This is a genomic window from Bremerella cremea (assembly GCF_003335505.1).
Lineage (GTDB): Bacteria > Planctomycetota > Planctomycetia > Pirellulales > Pirellulaceae > Bremerella > Bremerella cremea_A.
Window position 1 is genome coordinate 1,381,463 of record NZ_QPEX01000010.1, and the last position, 21,686, is coordinate 1,403,148.

Sequence of the window (21,686 nt, forward strand, 5' to 3'; positions counted from 1 at the left end):
CTAGCGGAGTTCTCTCATGTCACGCTGGTTCTATTTTGCTTCCTTGACGATCGCTGTCTTCCTTTCTTCCGTTAGTTATACGGTGGCTGGCCCTTATCGTTTGGTAATGCAAGGAAACGACAAACTGGCGATCGTCGATCAAGATGGGAAGATTGAGTGGGAAATGCCTTGGGGTGGAATTCATGATATTCACGTGCTCGACAACGGCCACATCATGGTCCAACAAGGCGCTGCCAAAATTGCGGAAATCGATCCGCAGACCAAGCAAGTGGTTTGGTCCTACGATTCCGCCCAAAGCAATGGCAACGCAGGAACGCGAATTGAAGTTCACGCGTTCCAACCTTTGGAAGATGGTCGTGTCATGATTGCTGAATCTGGCCGAGGACGAATCATCGAGATCGATCGAAACGGCAAATTGCTCAAGGAAATTCCCCTCAAACGAAATCAACCGAATGCCCACTCCGATACCCGCTTGGTTCGTAAGTTAGACAACGGTAATTACTTGGTCGCCCAAGAAAACGATGGCTTCATTCGTGAGTACGACGGGCAAGGCAAGATCGTCTGGGAATACGAAGTCCCGATGTTCGGCCAGGAGCCTCGTGGTGGACACGGTCCCGAAGCTTTCGGCAACAAGGCTTTCAGTGCGATGCGACTGGCCAATGGAAACACGTTGATTGCCACCGGCAACGGGCATAGCGTAATTGAAGTGACTCCGGAGAAAGAAATCGTTTGGAAACTTACCCAAAACGAACTTCCCGGGATCACGTTGGCCTGGGTTACCACGTTGGAAGTGCTACCCAACGGAAACTACATGATTGGCAACTGCCACGCTGGCCCAGAAAACCCTCTGCTCGTTGAGATCGATCCGAAAACCAAAGAAGTGGTGTGGACCTTCGATCGCTATGATACTTTCGGCAACTCAGCACCGAACTCGCAATTGCTCGATGTCGAAGGAGAAGTGGTTCGCTAAGTGTGACTTAGCACCCAGGCACGAAAGGGGCGTACCCTCTGCCCCTTTTTCTCACCATTCAATCACCTAGTTTTAGAACTAAGGTGATTGTCCATGGTCTGGCAAGATCGGCGAGTCCCAGTCTTGAAGCTCGGCCGGTTTCACACCTTTTCGGTATCCGCCAAAGCGAAAGGTTACCGGCTGATAAGGGCCTACGAAACCAATCGCTAAATCTGGCGTAATTTCGTCTTCCAAGCCCACCCCCCAGAGGCAACCGTTAATCATCATGCGACGGAATCCATCGTTGAGTAGATCTTCCGATGCGCCATAGGTGGTGGTAAAGACACGTCCCTGCTTGCCTGATTCGGATTGGTAATGTCGTACCCAAACACCTGGGCATGGCTTTTTTCCTTCTGCCACCGGCGAATCAGGTTTCATACCGGCAAGTGGCTGCGCCATGGCCAACACTTCGCAATCTTCCCTTGGCTCGGTCCAGTAGCCACCCGATTGCACCCAAGCATTTTGAACGCCGCGCAAGATTGGATGATCTTTCTCGGCAGGTACGATGTCTAACCGGGTACTCATCACGTGATTCTTGCCATAGTGCCCGGCCCAGGTTTCTCCTAAGATTTGTCGACCAAAGCCCAACTTGAAATCTTCTCCTTCGTAGTTGTAGCTAAAGCGGGCAAACTCTGATTTCGCTGGAATATTAAAAGCGTGTGTTGACGTTCGCATGCCGACAACGGGGCCACCACGCTTCAAGTAGTCGACTACCGGCTGCATCTGCTCTTGGGGAAAATCTTGAAATCGCAGAAAGACGACCATCAGGTCTGCCGACTCTAAAGCCTCGGTCCCTGGCATATAGCTAGAACCAGGTACTATTTCGCCAGACTTCTTATCAAGCGAAAACAAGACGGTGCATTTGAACCCATGCCGCTTCGCCAGAATACGTGCCATGGCCGGTAAGGATTCCTCTGAACGATACTCATGATCGCCTGCTAAAAAGACAATATGCTTGCCGTGTCCGACACCTGATTCTCCTTCATAAACCAATGGATTGGCTGATAAGGATGGAGAGATACAGAACAAGATCAACAAAACCAAGCAGCGAATAGGAGCCATACGAAGAACCGTGACAGTAGAAGGGAGCATTTGAGGTAGGAAGTAAAGCGTTGCCAATACAGCTGTAGGCTTACCTTAGCAATCCTGATTGATTTGCTCGTGCGAACAGCTATCAGACAACGGCATTGTACCGACTCGACAGCAAGAATGCGCTGCCGGAGACAAGATGGGCCCAGCGCAACAATGGCAACACAAATTAAACAAAATCGAGCCCGGTCAGCGTACTGTTGCCGGACGAGAACTGATCTGTTTCCAAACCCAAGAACTGCAAGTAGCTAACCAACAAGTTGCAAAGTGGCGGTGCTTTTTCTGGGTCGAAGGCCAAATGCTGCCCATGACGGAAATGGCCTCCTGCGGCCAGGATGGGTAGATTTGAGTTGTTATGACTCGATGCATTCCCGAGGCTCGATCCAAACATAATGGCCGTCTGATCCAAGAGGCTACGATCCCCTTCCTTCGCATTCTCCAGTTTCCGGAGTAGTTCTGCCAACAAACGCATTTCTTCGAATTCAATAATCGAAAGCATCGCTATTTTGTCGGGGTCACGCCCATGATGACTAAGATTATGCCAGCCGTCATTGACGCCTTTAAGCTGTACTACTTCGTTTCCGCCGGGTCCCATCAATGTGATTAAACGCGTTGAATCGGTTTGAATTGCCAGGAAAATCATTTCGTACATCAAACTCAAACGCTCGGTTAGCATCGAGACGTCTTTGACATCATCAGGCACCTTCCGATCCACATGTGGCTTGGAACGTTTGGCCCAATCCTCGGCCAGGACCAACCGCTGCTCCAATTCGCGAACACTCGTAAGATATTGATCGAGCGTTTGATTGTCTTCCTTACCAATGTTTTTGTTGATGCTACGTGTTTGATCTTGCACCAAGTCCATGATGCTTTGGCCATCCTCGGTGCGCCGCATTTGCTTCTCTTTTTCTTGGGGGCTTCCATCGAGAAAGAGTTTGCTAAACAACTTAGCTGGGCTTCGCTCAGCAGGAATCTTCACACCACTTCGTGTGTAGGACAAACTGCTTGATCCCACTGCCAGGGTCAGTGACCCAAAGCGAGTTTTGAAGCCGATTTGCTCTGCGGCTAATTGATCTACAGAAATTGTATTCTGAAAACTGGGTTGTCCGGGATGAGCAGCCCCGGTTAGAAAACTCGTTTCCGCGCTGTGTCCACCATCGACATTGGGGTGCTTTAGCCCTGAGATCACGGTGAACTTATCACGCAGGCCTTCCATTGGTTTAAGGTAGGGCGAGATTTGATAGCCCCGTCCAGATGTTTGCGGAAAGAAGTTGGGGGTATGAATCCCGAGTGGAGCGCTAATGGCCAGCAAGCGTCGCACATCGGTGGCCTCGGCAGAACTTCCGTCGGCAAATAATCGCGAAGCCCCCATACTCCCTAAAAGCGGCAAGCCGATAGAGACTCCAGCGGTCCGTAAAAAAGATCGGCGAGTGAGGCGGCTACGCACTTCTTATCCTTGGGGAAAATTGAAATCACTCAAAAATTACGGAGCAACGAATAAATCACTCGCCACCACGGCATGAATCATTGACTTCAAGCCATAGTCCTGCTGGGCAGACTCGGCGACAATTTGATTTACCGTGTCACGCTGCGCCAGTCCGATACGCCGACCAGTTGCGTAATTTAGAAGCTTCTCGGCAATTACCCGCTTCACGAAAACGTCGTCGTCCAAAAGGCATTTGCGAAATCCATCAAAGTTCGAGAACTTGCGACCATCAGGTAAATCGTAAGCTGAAATCACCCGCGGACCTGACAGATAGGCGACATTTTTGCCTTTCTTTCCTTCGACGATCACCCGGTATCGCATCCTACGTCCACCGATCGCATCGAATTCCTCTAGTGCCAAACCTGCCGGATCGATTCTCTTATGGCAACTGGCACAGTATGGGTTATTGCGATGCTGTTCAAGCTGGAGACGAACGGTGGTTGCTCCACGAATATCTGGTTCCACGGCAGGAACCCCAGGCGGAGGTGGAGGAGCCGGACGACCGAGCAGCTTGTCCGCTACCCACACACCACGAATCACTGGAGATGTCGTTGTCCCGTTTGCGGTCACCTTCATTACGCTGGCCTGCGAAAGCACGCCTCCACGTAATAAATCGGAAGGGATAGGCACCTTTTGAAAATGCTCGTGCCCTTCGACCTTGGGCAAGCCATAGCGAGCGGCCAGGCGCCGATCAAGGTATCCGTAATGTTCCGCGAGCCGCTGATTCAGAAAGGTCCAGTCCGAATCGACAAAGTTCATGACATTTAGATCTTCCCGCAATACATGTTAAAAGAAAAGTCTCGTTTCCTCCTTCATCGCTTCCAACAAAAGCGGATCAAATTCTGGATAGAGACGCATGTCGGGCGTCGTAAACTCGAGGTCGTACAAATCAAGCCACTGCCCCGTAAAGTCGTTCACGAAGGTTTCGATCTTCGGATCTGCGATCATCCGTTCGACTTGAGCTTGCCGTACCGCAGGATCCTTTAGTTTCCCTTCTGCAGCCAGTTGCAACAGTTCTTCATCGGGCATGGTCGACCAAAGAAAGTAAGACATTCGCGAAGCAATCGCGTAATCGTCCACAACCGGTTCGCTGTTAAGCAACAGAAATTGAGGTGAACAGAGGACGGCGGTAATGCCACTACGCACGGCTTCCTCAAAAGTTCGCCCCGAAGCAAGCCGATCCTTGGCCAGCTTAATAAAGGGAATCATCTGCTCTTCGGCAACAGGTCGACGATAAGCACGAGGAATGAACTCTCGCAAAATCCGTTCGATATCGGCTTCTGGTTGGGAAGAGTCAACGACATGATTCTTAACACCTTTTCGGTGTCGCATCCAAATCGCCTCTTCTTCCTTCATTTGAATCGATGCAACATCCCCAAACAGTTTCTTGGTCGAATCAGAAGGAAAACTTTGATCAAGCGGGCCGTAGGTTTACGCCCAAACAATCCCAACCCCCGGCCTCTGTTCGTGCTTATCTCGCCAGGTGACATGCTCAGGCCAAATTCGGGGCAGAACGTAGATCGTATCTCCCTCTGCGAACTTACAGGTAAACTCGATTATCCGAGGTTCTTTTGAAGTTCCCGTAACATCAAAATTCCCTATAAACTCTCGTGTATCCCCTCGAAACAGAGCCCCCTCATAAATGGCAACAGCAAGTGTTCGATCCCCCGGATTATGCGGCCACACGGCAATACGGCACCGATAGACGCCATCTTCGATGGGATTAACTGGGTCGAGCCGAGCTGGAGGCCAGCCAGGAGTAAACTTAACGAACGAATTGTCAATTTCGATGACGCCTCCCTTTTTCTTACGCACCGAATCGATATTCTCAGAAACCGACATCAAATCAGTCCGGCGAATCTCCGCCGGCAGGGGAGCGTAACGTCGAATTGCCGCATCGAAGGCAACGTTTGCGGCCTCCAAATATTGTTCAATTAAAACCGAAGAAAAGCTGAGCCCATCCGTCCCTTTATCAAAGCCTTGCACTTTCCCATCTTCGGGCAACAGATCGGCTAAAGGGACATCGATTCCCAGCAGGTCATGAACCGTATTCTCGTATTCCAGCCGATTCAGTCGGCGCAAAGCAATGGGCTGCGGATTTGCCTGGGCGATTACATGAACAACTTGCTCAACCCAGGCCTGCTTTTCGGAGTCCTCGGGTTGGTCCTGATAATCTGGTGGCATTTCGCCCCGTTCGACGGTGTCGACTACGCGTTTCCAGACGTGAGCGGTGACGTGCTCGTTGGAAGGGAATTCAAGCGTATCGAGGCGAATCTTGGCTTCCTGAGTCTCGGCACCGTGACACTCCACACAATGCGTCTCAAGAAACAGGCGTACCTCTTGTTGCTCGTCAGCTTGAGCACGGGCGCATAGCAAGATTAGGGCAGAAAGCCCCCCAGCAAAGCAGGCGTAAATCGGTGTATTCTCATACGAACTAGTATAGCAGAGGGATCCTTGCGAGACCAAAACGCTCACCAGCGAGAATTCGCCCTCAATCCCTATGCCCATAGACTGCAATAGGTTACACCGAGCCTATCTCCTCAGATTGATCGAGCCTGAATATCGAATCCTGTACCGGACACTCTGCGATTAGCACTCGCTGATATTCACCGCCAAGCCGCCGCGCGAGGTCTCTTTATAGCGAGACGACATATCAGCCCCGGTCCGCTTCATGACGCGAATCACCCGATCGAGCGACACGAAGTGCGATCCATCGCCTCGCAAAGCCAGCCGGCAAGCATTAATTGCTTTGACCGCCCCCATCGCGTTGCGTTCGATGCAAGGTACTTGGACAAGCCCCTTGATGGGATCACAGGTTAGCCCAAGATTGTGCTCCATTCCAATTTCGGCCGCTTCTTCCACCTGACGCGGATTTCCTCCTCGGACTTCCGTGAGTGCACCTGCGGCCATGCTGCAAGCCACCCCCACTTCTCCCTGACAGCCAACTTCCGCGCCTGAGATGGAAGCGTTTTTCTTATACAGAGCGCCAATGGCCGCCGCCGTGAGCAGAAATTGCTGAATCTTCTCTGGCGTTGATTCAGGACAGAATCGATCGAAATAGCATAGCACGGCCGGAATAATGCCAGCCGCCCCATTCGTAGGCGCCGTGACAACGCGTCCGCCAGCTGCATTTTCTTCGTTCACAGCAATCGCGTAGAGATCGACCCAATCAAGAATATTAAGTGGATCGCGCATGTTTGCTTCCGGTCGCTCGGAAAGCGTTTGAAACAAACTCGGCGCACGACGACGCACATTCAGGCCACCTGGTAAGATGCCTTCGTTACGGCACCCCCTCTCCACGCAAGCTTGCATCGCCTCCCAAATCCTCTGCAAGCCAGCCCGAATCTCGGCCTCCGAGCGAAAAGCCTTTTCGTTTTCCCAGGCAATCTGGCTAATGCCACAGCGATTTTCTTCTGCTAGTTTCAGCAGTTCCGCCGCTGAATTGAAAGGAAACGGCACCGCCGAAGCGGGATGCTCAATCGCTTTCCCCTCGAATCCTTCCTGAATCACGAAACCGCCGCCGATCGAAAAGTAAGTTGCCTCTGCCAGCGGCTGATCCGCTTCATGCGAGGCCCAAGCGCGAAATCGCAGCGTGTTGGGATGCCCTTGGGGAAACGTCTTGCGATGAAAATGCAGATTCTCTTTCTCGATAAACGGAATCCAACGTTTGCCCGCGAGGAATAACTGATGCTGTTCGCGAATAACCTTCAGCTTACCGGCGACCGCAGCGGGATCGATTTCGTCCGGCACCTCGCCCTGCAACCCCATCAACACGGCAATATCGGTGGCATGGCCAATTCCGGTTAGGGCAAGTGAGCCATATAAATCCACTTCGACCTTAACGACTAGGTCGATTTGATTCTTCTGCTTTAATTCCGTCAGGAACATTTCAGCTGCTCGCATCGGTCCAACACTGTGCGAACTGGAAGGCCCAATGCCGATCTTGAACAAATCGAACACGCCCACGAAGGGATGTTCCACATGGCCTTCTGAGGAAGAAGTTGTTTGAACAGACTTAGAAGGCACAGTGTTTTCCTAGCAACCGAGTGAAGACGAGCGTCTAGGAATTGTTGCTTATCGCGCAGAGCTCGTGAAGGGGAAATTAGGTCCATTCCGCATGGTTCACGGAATATTCTCGGTATCGATATTCTCATTAGTGAAAACAAGGTGCTCTTCCTGCGTCGTCAAGCGAAGGAAGTTAATCACTCCGATCAGCATCTCGATGATTGCCCGACAGCCATTTATAGCCGCCAAAAAAACGTTTTAAACGATTCCTTGGCGGCTCTGGTCCCGAGCAGTTTTAGCAGTTACGATAAAACCTCCTACCTAACGTCAGTCCTCGCTGCGACAACCTCCTACCATTCTTGAAACAATGGCATCCATGAGAACTCTTATCCTTGCGATCCTCGCATCGGTCAGCGTTTTGATATCGTCCGATATTCACGCCCAAACCTTAAAGCTGAAAGAGGGAGATCACATCTCTTTTATCGGCAACACCACTGCCGACCGCATGCAGCACCATGCCTGGCTCGAAACCTACATTCATGCATTGCATCCTGAGTTAGAACTCACGTTTCGCAACTTAGCGTTTCCTGGCGACGAACTGAAACTTCGCCCGCGTGAAGACAACTTTGGCAATCCTGATCAATGGCTAACCAAGAACGAAACAGACGTTGTTTTCGCTTTCTTCGGCTACAACGAAGCACTTAAAGGGCCCCAGGCCGTTGACGGTTTCAAGAAAGATCTGGCCGAAACAATCGACGGCATGCTCAGCCAAAAATACAACGGCGAGTCCGCCCCCCAGATCGTGATGTTCTCTCCTATCGCGCACGAGAACCTCTACAATCGCCACTTGCCCGATGGTTCGCAAAACAATCCGAACTTGAAGCTTTACACCGAGGCGATGAAAGAGGTCTGCGAAAAGAAGGGGGTTCTATTCGTCGACCTATTCACACCAACGCAAAAGCTATACGCCGACGCAAAAACCCCGCTGACCATGAACGGCATCCACTTGCTTGAGCATGGGAACCAAGCAGTGGCGGAAATTATTGTCCCGCAGCTGTTCGGCAAGCCAGCTCCCGATGCCTCCTCGCGAGAGATCGCGAAGCTGCGAGATGCTGTTTTAGACAAGAACTACTATTGGTTCAGCCGATATCGCGTCGTCGATGGCTACAACGTTTTCGGCGGGCGTTCTAAGCTGGCTTGGTTCGGCCAATCGAATGCCGACGTCATGAAACGCGAGATGGAGATCTTCGACGTCATGACCGCCAACCGCGATGCTCGCGTCTGGGCGATTGCGCAAGGGGGCGATTTGGAAGTTAAAGATGACAACATTCCCGAAGAGCTTATCGTCAAATCGAATCGAGAAGGCGACTTAGCCGACGGACGCTTCTCTTATAACACCGCCGAAGAAGGACTTAAAAAGCTAACTCTTCACGACGGACTGGAAGCGAACGTTTTTGCCTCGGAAGAAATGTTCCCGGAACTGATTAACCCAGTGCAAATGGCGGTTGATCCGAACGGACATCTGTATGCCTCGGTCTGGCCGAGCTATCCCCACTGGAATCCGACCCAGCCCCGCACCGACCGAATCGTTTGCCTCCCAGACGACAACCAAGATGGCGTAGCCGATCGTTGTGTTGTCTTCGCCGATGGCCTGAACAGTGTGACGGGGTTCGAGTTCTGGGGTGGCGGTATGTTGGTCGCCTCGCTTCCGGAATTGTGGTTCTTAAAAGACACCGATGGCGACTTGAAAGCCGACGTCAAGATTCGCGTGCTACAAGGTCTTTCCAGTGCCGACTCGCACCACTCCGCCAACGCGATGGTGCTTGGCCCAGATGGCTGGCTCTACTGGTCGCGTGGTGTGTTCAATGTCGCCACGATGGAAACACCTACCCACACCTATCGTTCGACACAAACCGGGGTGCATCGTTTCAACCCGCGTACTTTTGAAATGGAATTCCATTATCCCATCGGCCCCAATCCTCATGGCGACGTATTCGATCGTTGGGGCTATCAGTTTGCCAACGACGGGACCACCGGCACCGGTTCTTACGTGAATATTGGCAAGGGAATCGGGAACAAGCAGTGGTTCGAGAAACGGGTACGTCCGGTCGCCGCTACTGGAATCCTTTCCAGCAGCCACTTCCCGGAAGAACTACAGGACAATTTTCTAATCTGTAACTGCATCGGCTTCCTCGGCGTGCTCAATCACGAAGTGCAATACGATGGAGCCGATATTACCTGTAAGGAAGTCGAACCGATCTTGGTCTCTTCCGATCCCAACTTCCGCCCGAGCGATGTTGAAATTGGCTCGGATGGTGCGCTGTATGTCGCCGACTGGGCGAACGCGCTGATCGGTCACATGCAACATAACATGCGTGACCCAAACCGTGATCATCAACATGGTCGTATCATCCGGGTAACCGCCGCCGGGCGTCCGCTGTTGGAACCAGTTCGCTTAAAAGACAAACCGCTGCCGGAAGTCCTCGACGCGTTTTACGCGAAAGACAATGCGACTCGCTATCGGGCTCGCATCGAACTAAGTGGTCGTGATTCGGAAGAAGTTCAAGCCGCGATTGCCGAGTTTATTGCCGCCAAAGACATTAATAATCCAGACGACGCCCAGGCCATGCTCGAGTGCTTATGGGTTCTAGAAGAACATCGGCTACCGAACGTCGATTTGGTAAAGAAGGTCTACCAGGCAGCCGAACCTCGTGTTCGCGCGGCATCTATTCGTACGCTGGGACACTGGGCCGATACTGCGGAAGACTGGCAAGACTTACTGCTTGCCGCTGCTGCAGACGAATCTCCATTGGTTCGCGCTGAAGCGATAAAGTCTGCCGTGGAATTCCACAATGGTGCCTCAGCCGAAGTGATCTTCGAAGCCGCAACGCACCCGCTGGATCCCGAATTGAACAATATCTTGAAGTATGCACGCAGCCGAATCGATGTCGACCAGATGATTGTCGAGGCGATTCGCTCAGGACGTAAACTATCGCCAGCAGCGACAAGCTATGCGTTAGAGAAGGCCAGCACCGATTTGCTGCTAAAGCTTGACCGAACAGAAGCGGTCTACCGGGCAATACTCAGCCGAGCTGGCGTTGCACCGCAATACCGGTTGGAAGCACTACAGGCTCTGGCCTCGCAAGCAGGCAACCGCTCTGTAGTCGCAGAACTGCTGAGCTGGATCTCGAAAGCGGAACAGGAAAACCTCGCCAGCTTAAACGATTTGACCCAACTACTGGCCCAACCGAGTCCTGCCGAACTGGCGAATGCTTCAGCAGAACTGGCCAAGCTGGCCGCCACCACCAAAACGCCATTAGTTCGTCGTGCGGTTTACAGCAGTTGGATCTTAAGTGGAGGTGCTGAGGCTGCCTGGGAACAAGCATCGCAATCACCTAACTTGATGGCCGATTTGCTGCGAAGCGCCAAGCAGGTCAGCAATTCGAAGGCGGCAGCGCCGCTGTTATCTAAGATACGTCCTCTCATGTTCGAGTTGCCCGCCAACTTGCGTCCTGAAAGTGAATCTGCTTCGCAGGATGTTCCGGCCGTGGCCTTCGATTATTACCAACCGAACCCAGCCCAGAACGTCGCCATCGAAACACTCAACGGAGTGAAGCCCACGTTCTCTGGTCGAATGGACAACTTCGGCAAGTATGTTCCGAAAGGGAAGCACGATGAATTTGCGACAAAGATGAGGACCACCGTGGTAGCTCCTGTCGCCGGCAGCTACAAATTCTCAATCATTTCCGACGATGGCTCGCGGCTTTACCTGAATGGCGCTGAACTGATCAATAACGATGGCCTACACGGAATGGTCGAGAAAAGTGGCTCGGCCAGCCTCACCGCCGGCCCACACGAGTTAGTCGTGACCTACTTCGATAACGGTGGCGGCGATGGCCTGCGCGTGATGTGGGAAGGCCCAGGTATAAAGAAACAGCCCATTCCTACTTCTGCTTTGCGACCAGCCGGTCAGATTGACTTGCGCGTAGCAGCGATCGATGCCATAACCGCTTGGCCTGGTGATTTGAAGCAGAAGATTGCTGACTTTGCCGCCCTAAGTACTTCTGGAGACCTCTCCGACGAAGGTTTAAAAGCGTTGTCGACGCTGTCTCCACAAACGGTGGCCGACACCCTTTCGGACAGTGCCCGCGATGCCGTCCTAGCCTCGCTACTTACATTAGCCAAGGATGCCAACCCGGTCGAGAAACAATCGGAGCAGTACGCTGCGTTGCTCTCGCTGGGCGACAATCTAGTTGCGAAGACAACCACCAACCGCAATGCCATCTCCAAGTCGTTGGTTGATCTGCGGAACAGTATTCCGGTGAAAGCCGATCCCCAGGTCATGGCCCTCGGCAAAGAGGTTTTCACACGCGAAAGCCACTGTGCCACCTGTCACCAAGTGCATGGGCAAGGGATGCCGAACCTCTATCCACCGATCGACGGCAGCCTCTGGGCAACGGGGTCGGAAGATCGCTTGATTGCGTTGGCCCTGGATGGCATGCACGGCACCATTGAAGTGAAAGGCAAGACCTACAGTTCGCCGCCACTTCCCCCCATGACCGGTTTCCGTCAACTGCTTAACGACGAAGAAATGGCTGCCGTGTTAACCTACGTTCGCAACTCTTGGACGAACCGCGCCAAGCCAATCGAACCGAGTCAGGTTGCCAAGATTCGTGCGATTGATCGTGGTGACGCAACCTTCTGGCATGTCAACGACCTAATGGAGAAGTATCCCTTGGAAGATGGGCGCAAGCCGATCGAATCGCAAGGAGATCAGTGGGTTCCGAAGTTCGTCAAAGAATGGAAACTGGCCGATATCGATCCGCAGAAGGTCAATGCCTCCCAACGCAATTTTGCCGTAGGTCAGGTCTACTTCAACCGCCTGGGATGTGCCCAGTGCCATGGAATGAACGACAAGGGAGGCAACTTCGGCCCAGACTTGGCTAAGCTGACCGACAAGAAACGGACGGCAAGTCATGTCCTGGAATCGATCCTCGAACCTTCTAAGGACATCGACGACAAGTACCGTATGCAAACGATTCTTACGGTCGATGGCAAAGTGATTTCAGGCCTAGTGGTGGCTGATACCAAAGACGAAATTCAATTGGTCACCGATCCGCTGAACCCCACCAAGCCAACCATCATCAACAAGGACGACATCGAAGAGCAATCGGCAACGGCGACCACCATCATGCCTAGCGGAATGATGAACTGGCTCACCGAAGAAGAAATCTACGACCTGACCGCCTTTGTGCTTTCAGGGGGCAACCAAGAGGACAAGCTGTTCCAAGCCAAGTAGGCGTCTTTATTACGAGAACGCATCCAACCCAAAAGTCCCCTTTTTTAGTGCATACTTTAAAAGGGGATTTTTTTTGCATGCCACAAAATGGCTAATTGTGTGAACCTTTATCGCTAAGCATGGTCTTTCATCTACCCTTGCTTATTGCACAGCGACAAGGCGTTCATAACAACGACCTGGACCAGTGTGCTTCATTCATGCCCATCGTCAATGGAGCCCAGCCATGGGCATGTCATCTGGAAATTTCATCAAATACCCACGCACCCCGCACCTGTTTGGATCGCGCGGGACCGACGACGACAAGCACTTGTCGGAGGGGGACTCGTTACGTTTTTTAGCGGACGAGTCGTTGATTGTGGAAGAGAAGCTCGATGGAACCAACGTCGGGGTACACTTCACCAGCGCAGGCGAATTGTTGCTGCAGTGCCGCGGGCACTTGATCACCGAAGGAATGCATCCCCAATACGATTTGTTCAAACAGTGGGCTGTGGTCAAACGTAACGACTTGGAAGAGCGTCTAGCAGATCGTTACATTCTTTTTGGAGAATGGGTCTATGCTCGGCATTCCGTCACTTACCTCCAGCTATCTCACTATTTCTACGAGTTTGATATTTACGACAAAAGCAGCAACCAATTCCTCGATCTTGAGCAGCGATTAGAAATTCTAGCCGGCAGTAATATCGAGACCGTTCCGGTAATTCATCAGGGCGCCGTTTCGCGTAAACAATTGGCAGATCTCGTTGGGCCGTCCCTTTTCAGTAGTGTCTTCGAGAATCCAATAACCGGACAAATCGATAACCGCATGGAAGGCATTTATCTTCGCACTGAAGCAGGTGGCAGGGTAACCGCACGAGCAAAATGGGTTCGTCCCGAATTTACCGAAAAAGTTAAACAAAGTACCCATTGGCAACAACAACCAATGGTGCCGAATCAACTAGCCGCCGGCGTTGACATTTGGTCATGAATTGGAATCAACTACAATCTGCTTCGCTCGAGTCGATTATCGATTGGGCGGCCAGCCATCCTTGGTGCAAGGCCATGCAAGCTTGCGCGCAAGACGCTAAGTGGCACAGCGAAGGCGATGTCTGGACGCATACCCAAATGGTGATGCATCAGCTACACGAACTGGAATCCTGGCAAGATCTTTCGCCACACGAGCAAAACGTGCTCGTGTTTACCGCGCTGCTGCACGATGTCGCCAAACCACTTACCACGCAGATTGATCCCGGCACCGGCAATGTGGTTTCTCCTAAACATGCCCTCAAAGGAGAACAACTGGCTCGCACCATTTTGCGGGATTGTGGCTGCGATTTAGCAACTCGCGAAGAGATCGCCCGAATGGTCCGGTACCATGGGCGTCCGGTGTTCGTAATGCACAAGAATGACCCAACCCGCGAAGTGGTACGGCACTCTTGGTTGGTCAACAATCGTTTGTTGTATCTCTTTGCTTTGGCGGACTTTCGTGGTCGCGATTCGCACACCAACACTCGCTCGGAAGAAGATTTACACTTCTGGAAAATCGCAGCCGAGGAGGCCCATTGCTACGATCAGCCTTATCGTTTTGCCAGCGAGCATGCTCGTTTTTTGTTCTTTCGTCAGACGAACCCGAACCTGCATTATGTTCCGCACGAAAATTTTTCGTGCCACGTAACCGTCATGGCTGGACTGCCAGGCAGTGGCAAAGATCGTTGGCTCGCCCAACACAAGGGTGACCTTCCCGTGGTTTCCCTTGATGAAATCCGGGGAGATTTAATGATCGATCCGACGGACAATCAGGGCAAAGTGATTCAACAAGCCAAAGCAGTTTGTCGGCGACACTTGCGGACTGGCAACTCGTTTGCCTTCAACGCCACGAACATCATGCAGATGACTCGCGGGCGTTGGCTCGATTTGTTTGCCGATTACGGCGCCCGAATCGAGTTGGTTTATATCGAACCGCCCCTTGAGGTCATCTTTCAGCAAAATAAGGCCCGCGACACGGTGGTGCCAGAGTCTATCATCCGTCGCTTGGCGGGTAAGCTCGAACCACCGACCTGGGCGGAAGTCCATCACTTAACACTCCTCGAAGGCTGACACCAACATTTGGTGAGCAGCCTTTCCTTTTTTCTGGGCAGACCGTCCGCTACCAAGCCGACTTCAGGCGATGAACCACCAGCTTGCGGATGTTCACTTCCTGATCGGAGTGAAGCCCCAAGCTACGATTGAAGGGCTCTAGAATCGCATAATGTGTCGAAACGGCCGCACCTTGATTGGCGAACAACTCTACTGAAGCTCGATCAACCAACACACGGAGCGAAACGACGCCATCTTGCGGTTTCGCTGGTACGATTGTGTTTCCGTAATGGAAAGCCCCATCACGATACGTAATTTTTTCGCCACGCAGATAAAACAGCAGTTCGGTCGACTCTTTCGCTTCAAACTCGATACTCAAATCGACCAGCTCGGCAGGAAATTCCTGTAGCTTCTGGGCAGCCGCTTTTAGGTCTGTTGCTTCGAGAGTAACGGTCTCTTCGTAAAGCTTTTCAATCTCCTGCACCGGCCAGCGATAAAGCTTTAATCCCTCGCTGGTTGTTCGCAGCTGCATCGTTGTGGGAAAGCTCATCTGCTGGTTGAAGGGCATTCCCTGAGAAATAAACGGGTGATTCTCTCCCCGCATCCAACCAATGGAAACACAGCGTTCGTCCGGCATGTTGTTGAAGCTTTGCGCGGCGTAGTAATTCGGGCCGTAGTCGCCCCGTTTCACCTGTTTGTCGGTGGTAAACGTTTTTCCATCGAACTCGCCAACTTCGTACTCGAAGCTGGCATCGTACAACAACCATTTCTTGTTGGCGGGATCCCCATCGACCGACAACTCGACCAAGTCCATGCATTCAAAAACCCAGTCGCGGTCAAACTGGCTGACCTCGGTCCAATTTCGTAAATCATCGGAACTGAAAAACAGCACGCGTCCAGGCTTCGCTTGTTTGACCCACAAAATCATCACCCATTTTTGGCTTGGCTCGTGCCAGAAAATCTTAGGATCGCGTTCACCGTCATCGTAACCGTTGTTGGGGACAACCGCCTTCCCTTCATTCCATAACTCGAACGTTCGTCCGCGATCGGTACTGTAGGCCATTGCCTGGTAAAAAGGGGACTTGGCGAAAGTAAAAGCTGCCACTAAGGTTTTCACCTCCCCATTTTGCATGCCCAGTGTATTGTCGACATCCACTGCCGCCGTTCCTGAAAAGATGGTTCCCCCTTCGTACGGCAGAATTGCATGCGGAAGCTGCTGCCAGTGCACCATATCTTGGCTGACGGCATGTCCCCAAGTCATGTTTCCCCATTTATTGGCCAAGGGATTATGCTGGAAGAAAAGATGGTATTCACCATCGAGATAGACCATTCCATTCGGATCATTCAGCCAATTGCGAAGCGAACTGAAATGAAACTGCGGGCGATATGGCTGGTCGTAACCGACTTCTTCATACGAAGCGAACGTCTGCAGATCAGGCCCTTTAGTGATGTCAGCTGCCGGTATGCCGGCTGGTCGATTGCTGGCCCGGATATCGTCGACATTGATGTGCCCCCAACCGCCACGGTGCAGATCAACGATCTGCAACACCCCGTTCTGCCCTACCAGATCTTTCACATCCCAATAGACCTGAATCAAACGTTCGCTTCCGCCAGAGGCAAGATTCGGTCCCGTCGCCGTGCGAGCAATCTTGTCGTTAACCACAAGATTCAAACACGTTTCTCTAGCATGAGCCCCACCACCAATCAGGAACGTCACGTAAGGACGTTCGATTGTCAGAGGAGGCGATGTTAGCGTTCCTGTTGCCTGGTCTCCGCCACGATAGGAATTGACGAGGTACTTGCCTTCATAGCCACTCACTTCCATCTGCCCATCCAGAGTGCCAGCAGCGGGCTGCGTTCCGAATGCTTCTCCTGAAGGCTTCCATTGGCCGTAGCTGTTGTCTTCGAAATTCGCAATGACGATATCGTCCTGCGGAATCGCCTGGGCAGGTAGCGTGGCAGGAATGAGTAGTAGACCGAGGGAGAGCATTCCCAAGCTTAGCAAACGAAAAACAGAGGTAAGAATCATGGAGCTTTTCTTCTAACCGGGGGCAAAATAGTCGATTGGGGGATCTGTTCCATCCTAGGCTCTTAGGATGGTGCTCGCCAACCTCTGCTTAGCTGAGATGAGGAAAAGTAACTTCCACTCTCCCCCAAAAAAACGCCGCAACGAGTATTCGCGCGGCGTTTATCAATTCGGCCTGAATTGGTTCCAGCAAACTACACCTTCGAGGCGGCTGGAATCTGGAATCCTTTACGGTTTTCATCTTTTAACAAAGCGTTCGCTTTGTCCGCATGATCGCCGATATGACGTTCGGTCTCAGGATCGAAGGTTAACGTTGGTCCGACCGTATACTTCGCCCCATCGGAGACACCAACTCCCTTGGCCATAATCTCGTGCAGTTGAGCGAAGTGCTCGGCGGCATCCTTATTGTCACCAAACTTGCCCGCCTTCTTGCTAAAGGGAACTTCTTCTCCCAGGCGATACGAGTTATTCATCAAGTGCCCCAGCACACACGCATAGTGGGCATCTTGTACATTGCCGTTGGCCATGCTCGGATCGTTTGCCCGAACGGCTGCGATGAAGCTCGCCCAATTTCCGCCTGGGGTTACGTGACCACGTTCGATGTTCAAGCTTTCCGGCTTATCACTTCCTTTCGCGTAATACTTTCCGCGTACAATCTTGCCACCATCTTCGAAGTAGTACTCGTTTTCGACTTGCTTCTGGTAGTCCTTATAATTCACGTTTCGTACGTTGAAGAATACCTGTTGGCCGTTGGGATACTCGGCCATGGCGAACATGGTGTTGGGGGTTTCCCCTTGATCGTCCCATTGAAAACGCCCGCCGATAGCCATTGCTTTGACCGGATGGGTTTGGTCCTTGTCGATTGCCCAGCGAGCCACGTCTAGTTGGTGCGTTCCCTGGTTGTTCAAATCACCATTGCCCGTTTTCCAGAACCAATGCCAGTTGTAAGGATGATAGTTGCCGTGATACTCGGCGACTTCCGCTGGACCACGCCACAAATTCCAATCAAGCTTCTCCGGCGGCTTGCCATACGGCTTGTTGCCGATTCCGCTCCGGGGCTTGCAGCAGTAGCCATACGAGATCTTCAATTTGCCCCACTTACCGGCTTGAATTGCTTCGTGCAGGCCAGCAATTCCGGCATCACTTCTTCGCTGGGTACCGTGCTGAATGACTACGCCATATTTCTTTTGAGCTTCAACCGCCACTCGACCTTCAACCACGTCGTGGCTCAATGGTTTCTCAACGTAAACGTGCTTACCGGCCTGGGCAGCCCAGATGGTGATTAGCGAATGCCAGTGATTGGGCGTTGCGACCGAGATCGCATCAAGACTTTTGTCATCTAAGGCTTCACGAACATCGCGCACCCCTTTGATGGTGTACTTTCCGTTGACTTTCTCTTGCAGTGCTTTTTGTGTGTTGGCTAGTACCTTTTCATCAGGATCGATTACGTAAGCAATTTCAACGTTGTCTTGTTCTAGCCAACCATTGATATGGCTCTTCCCACGACCATTGAGTCCAGCAACCGCAATACGAACGCGGTCGTTGGCCCCCAAAACAGCACCTGAGGCAGAGGTTCCGGCAAGAATTAGCCCAGTCCCAGCAGCAGTCGTTTGGAGAAACGTACGACGATTAAAACGTGACATGGCAGGCTCCCAAGTGAAGAGAAGAAACGGAGGCAGGGTTTTCGCGAAAACTCACGAACGGAAAGTAGTTGCATTCTGCCCTGATTGCCCTCTGTCGTCAAATTTTAGGTAGCACCACAATACCTATCACGGCACTTTAATTTCACTAGAGATACCATAAGAAACAAGGAGAAAGTCAACGTTCGTCGACGAGTTGCCAAAATCAAAAAAAGGACGCCAGCAGGGCATCCTTTACCGCGATTAGTCCTTATGAACGACCTGATTAATTCTTCAGGTGCTCGATCAGGTATTCGGTCGAACTTTTGTACTTGGGTTCTTCGATACCAGGGTGCGTCAGATCGACTTCCACGCCTACCTCCTCCAACTTTTCGGCTAGTTTTACGCCCATGATTCCCGAATGGGTTGGATCCTTTGGCGACGAACCAACAACGGGAACTTCACCGCGATAAAACATAAAGATCGGCGGATCATCCTTGCTGACATGCGACATAGGAGAATACTCTTCGATCCACGGCAAGATCTCTTCTCGTTTTTCGAGCACCGCGTCTAAGCCAGGCAAGCCAAATGCATGTGCGCCATAGCGATAATTGGGCATCCACTCACGAAGCGGTTTCGGATCGAGGGTGACCTGAGCACCGTTGACCGCAGCGCAGTATAGGCGTGTCGATTCGCGGGCAATCGGGTCATCGCTATCAGGCTCGGCCATATCATCGTGAAACGCCAGCCACAACGAAGAACAAGCTCCTGCCGAACCACCGGTAGCGCCAATTTTTTGTTTGTCGAGATTCCATTCACCCGCTTTCGAGCGAACAAATTGCAGCGCGCGGGCTGCATCTTCCAGGGGAGCTTTCACCGGGGGCGAAATTCCATCTGCCACCCCGTTTTTTACATAACGATAGTTGATTGAAACCACCGAGATCCCGTGATCGAGAAACTGCTTGGGGTTGGTCTTCTTGTCACCGCTTTGCCAACCACCGCCATGAATATGGAAGACAACCGGCGTCGGCTTGTCTGACTTGGCAGGATAGAAATCGAGGACTTGGCGTGGATGCGTGCCATAAGCAATATTCTTTTGCGGCGTTAGTTCTGCCGCGCTAACCTGCTGTAAAGCAAACAACAAAAACAAGGGGAAGAGAATTCGTTTCATCAGGCAGGGCTCCTTAGGGAGTAGTGAACCAGGAAGTAGTTGACATTCTGACTGAAATCCTCGCCGCGTGCCAATCGTGATCGGCCCAGTTCTTACTAAATTTTGCCGTCCTATTTTGAATGGTTGGTAGATTGTGAAAAACGACCATGCGAAAATCAGGGAGTCCTCGCAATCTTCTTCGGTTGTCTCACCCCAAACTCCTCCTTACACGATCTTGGCTCCCATCATGAAACTTCCCGTGGTATTGATCGCGTTGCTTATCGGACCTGGCTTGCTGATTCTTTTCAGCACTGCACAGGCGGAAGAAAAGAATTTGCCTGTAAAGGATTTAGTCCTACCTGGTGAGTCCTTTCTGTTAGACGGTCACCCGGCGTTCATCTTGTGGCCCTCTGCAGATAAACGCCAAGAGCCTCAACCATGGGTTTTGTATGCGCCAACGCTACCGGCATATCCAGATCAACACGAGAAGTGGATGCACCAGCAGCTCGTGGATGCGGGAGTTGCCGTAGCAGGCATTGATGTGGGAGAAGCGTATGGCAGCCCCGCGGCGCAGGAAGCATTTTCCCGCTTATATGCCGAACTGACCGAGAAGCGTGGCTTCGCAAAGAAACCATGTCTCTTAGGACGCAGCCGGGGTGGTTTATGGGTCAGCAGTTGGGCAATTCGCAATGCCGACAAAGTTGCCGGAATTGCCGGGATATATCCGGTGTTCGACTTGAGAACCTACCCCGGCCTACAACGTGCCGCACCGGCATACGGGCTTTCCGCTGAGGAATTAGAAAAGAGTCTCGACGAACACAATCCCATCTCGCAGGTGCACCGCCTGGCGACTGCGAAGGTACCGGTTTACATCATTCACGGAAATGAAGACCGCGTGGTTCCCTTGCAAGAGAACTCTCAGACATTGGCCAACACCTACCAAACAGCAGAAGCGGCCGAGTCTTTGGAATTGATCGTGCCTCAAGGACAAGGGCACAATTTTTGGCCAGGCTTCTTTCACTGCCAAAGCTTGGTCGACTTTACTATCGATCGTGCGCGAGTCGGTGCAGGCCTCAAGCCGCTCCGCCAGCCAGGAAGTCTTCCGCGCGATCAGGCGGTAGTTTATCGAGATCTCCCCTATGGACAAACCGATGGCACACCCCATCTGCTCGACTTATATTACCCAGCGAATACGACCGGGCCGGTTCCTGTTGTCATGTGGGTTCATGGAGGAGGTTGGAAAAACGGCAGCAAAGACCGTTGCCCGGCAAGTTGGCTTACGGCACATGGCTATGCCGTCGCCAGCATCAACTATCGCTTAACGGATCAAGCCCAATGGCCCGCCCAAATCGATGATTGCCGAACCGCCGTGCAATGGCTTCGCCTGAATGCTCACGAATTCCAACTCGATGCCAAACACATCGGTGTCTGGGGTGGCTCCGCCGGTGGGCACTTGGCCGCCCTGCTGGGCACCTTAGAAGCACCTGCAGGTGAAGAGATCTCAAGTCGCGTTCAAGCAGTATGCGATTGGTATGGGCCTTCCGATTTGTTGACAATGCCGCCAAACGTGGTCGGCAACGGACGGACCGCAGCCGATGTGGCGAAATCGAATGGGGCTCAACTTCTGGGTGCTCCCGTGCCAGACATTCCCGAACGAGCGAAACAAGCCAGTGCGTACTACCAGGTTAGTCAGGACGACCCTCCTTTCTTGATCATGCACGGCAGCCAAGATCCAGGCGTTCCTCTAGCCCAAAGTCAGAAGCTACATGACAAGCTACGCGCCGTGGGCGTCCCATCTACCTTGCATATCGTGGAAGGTGCTAGGCATGGCGGCAAAGAGTTCCAAACGCCGGAGATACGCCAGACAATCTTGGCGTTCTTCGATCAGTATTTGAAGGCATCGAAAGAATAGGTTCGCACTATTGACGACTGCGCCAGAAATCCAACAAGG

At 52.2% G+C, this 21,686-nt stretch carries 14 protein-coding genes; 5 read left to right on the plus strand and 9 right to left on the minus strand.

Going from position 1 to position 21,686, the window contains the following annotated elements; all coding sequences use genetic code 11:
* Positions 1-16: 16 nt before the first annotated feature.
* The gene (locus DTL42_RS06690) at positions 17-970 is read left to right on the plus strand and encodes a PQQ-binding-like beta-propeller repeat protein (protein WP_114367866.1); all 954 of its coding nucleotides are present in this window, start codon (positions 17-19) and stop codon (positions 968-970) included.
* A gap of 78 nt (positions 971-1,048) precedes the next feature.
* On the opposite strand, the gene DTL42_RS06695 is transcribed toward DTL42_RS06690, so the two are convergent.
* The 6 genes from DTL42_RS06695 to DTL42_RS06720 form a co-directional block, all read right to left on the minus strand.
* Positions 1,049-2,071, minus strand: a complete 1,023-nt coding sequence (locus DTL42_RS06695; protein ID WP_114367867.1) for a ThuA domain-containing protein — start codon at positions 2,069-2,071, stop codon at positions 1,049-1,051.
* Between the two features lie 196 nt (positions 2,072-2,267).
* On the minus strand, positions 2,268-3,545 hold the full coding sequence (locus tag DTL42_RS06700) for a DUF1552 domain-containing protein (protein WP_199590035.1): 1,278 nt from the start codon (positions 3,543-3,545) through the stop codon (positions 2,268-2,270).
* A gap of 36 nt (positions 3,546-3,581) precedes the next feature.
* Positions 3,582-4,343 carry a DUF1588 domain-containing protein gene (locus DTL42_RS06705; protein ID WP_114367869.1) on the minus strand — a complete coding sequence of 254 codons (762 nt, stop codon included), beginning with the start codon at positions 4,341-4,343 and terminating at the stop codon, positions 3,582-3,584.
* Between the two features lie 27 nt (positions 4,344-4,370).
* Positions 4,371-4,916, minus strand: coding sequence for a DUF1592 domain-containing protein (locus tag DTL42_RS06710; protein ID WP_158545259.1), 546 nt, complete (start codon positions 4,914-4,916; stop codon positions 4,371-4,373).
* Between the two features lie 99 nt (positions 4,917-5,015).
* Positions 5,016-5,894 carry a DUF1587 domain-containing protein gene (locus DTL42_RS06715; protein WP_158545260.1) on the minus strand — a complete coding sequence of 293 codons (879 nt, stop codon included), beginning with the start codon at positions 5,892-5,894 and terminating at the stop codon, positions 5,016-5,018.
* Positions 5,895-6,173: 279 nt separating this feature from the next.
* Positions 6,174-7,610 carry an L-serine ammonia-lyase gene (locus tag DTL42_RS06720; RefSeq protein WP_261341593.1) on the minus strand — a complete coding sequence of 479 codons (1,437 nt, stop codon included), beginning with the start codon at positions 7,608-7,610 and terminating at the stop codon, positions 6,174-6,176.
* Positions 7,611-7,965: 355 nt separating this feature from the next.
* Between DTL42_RS06720 and DTL42_RS06725 the strand changes: the two genes are divergently transcribed.
* From DTL42_RS06725 to DTL42_RS06735, 3 genes are all read left to right on the plus strand, one after another.
* A complete protein-coding gene (locus tag DTL42_RS06725) occupies positions 7,966-12,888 on the plus strand; it encodes a DUF7133 domain-containing protein (RefSeq protein ID WP_158545261.1) in 4,923 nt (1,640 codons plus the stop codon).
* Between the two features lie 223 nt (positions 12,889-13,111).
* Positions 13,112-13,852 (plus strand): RNA ligase family protein, encoded by a 741-nt coding sequence (locus DTL42_RS06730; protein ID WP_114367873.1) that lies wholly within the window; start codon positions 13,112-13,114, stop codon positions 13,850-13,852.
* Positions 13,849-14,961: an AAA family ATPase gene (locus tag DTL42_RS06735; RefSeq protein ID WP_114367874.1), complete on the plus strand. Its 1,113-nt coding sequence runs from the start codon at positions 13,849-13,851 to the stop codon at positions 14,959-14,961. The genes DTL42_RS06730 and DTL42_RS06735 overlap by 4 nt, the downstream gene beginning before the upstream one ends.
* Positions 14,962-15,010: 49 nt before the next feature.
* On the opposite strand, the gene DTL42_RS06740 is transcribed toward DTL42_RS06735, so the two are convergent.
* The 3 genes from DTL42_RS06740 to DTL42_RS06750 form a co-directional block, all read right to left on the minus strand.
* Complete coding sequence (locus DTL42_RS06740) at positions 15,011-16,969, minus strand: glycoside hydrolase family 32 protein (RefSeq protein WP_114367875.1); 1,959 nt, start codon at positions 16,967-16,969, stop codon at positions 15,011-15,013.
* A gap of 191 nt (positions 16,970-17,160) precedes the next feature.
* Complete coding sequence (locus DTL42_RS06745; RefSeq protein ID WP_114367876.1) at positions 17,161-18,609, minus strand: Gfo/Idh/MocA family protein; 1,449 nt, start codon at positions 18,607-18,609, stop codon at positions 17,161-17,163.
* Between the two features lie 262 nt (positions 18,610-18,871).
* Complete coding sequence (locus DTL42_RS06750; RefSeq protein WP_114367877.1) at positions 18,872-19,756, minus strand: alpha/beta hydrolase; 885 nt, start codon at positions 19,754-19,756, stop codon at positions 18,872-18,874.
* A gap of 226 nt (positions 19,757-19,982) precedes the next feature.
* Between DTL42_RS06750 and DTL42_RS26225 the strand changes: the two genes are divergently transcribed.
* Positions 19,983-21,647: an alpha/beta hydrolase gene (locus DTL42_RS26225; RefSeq protein WP_158545262.1), complete on the plus strand. Its 1,665-nt coding sequence runs from the start codon at positions 19,983-19,985 to the stop codon at positions 21,645-21,647.
* Positions 21,648-21,686: the final 39 nt, after the last annotated feature.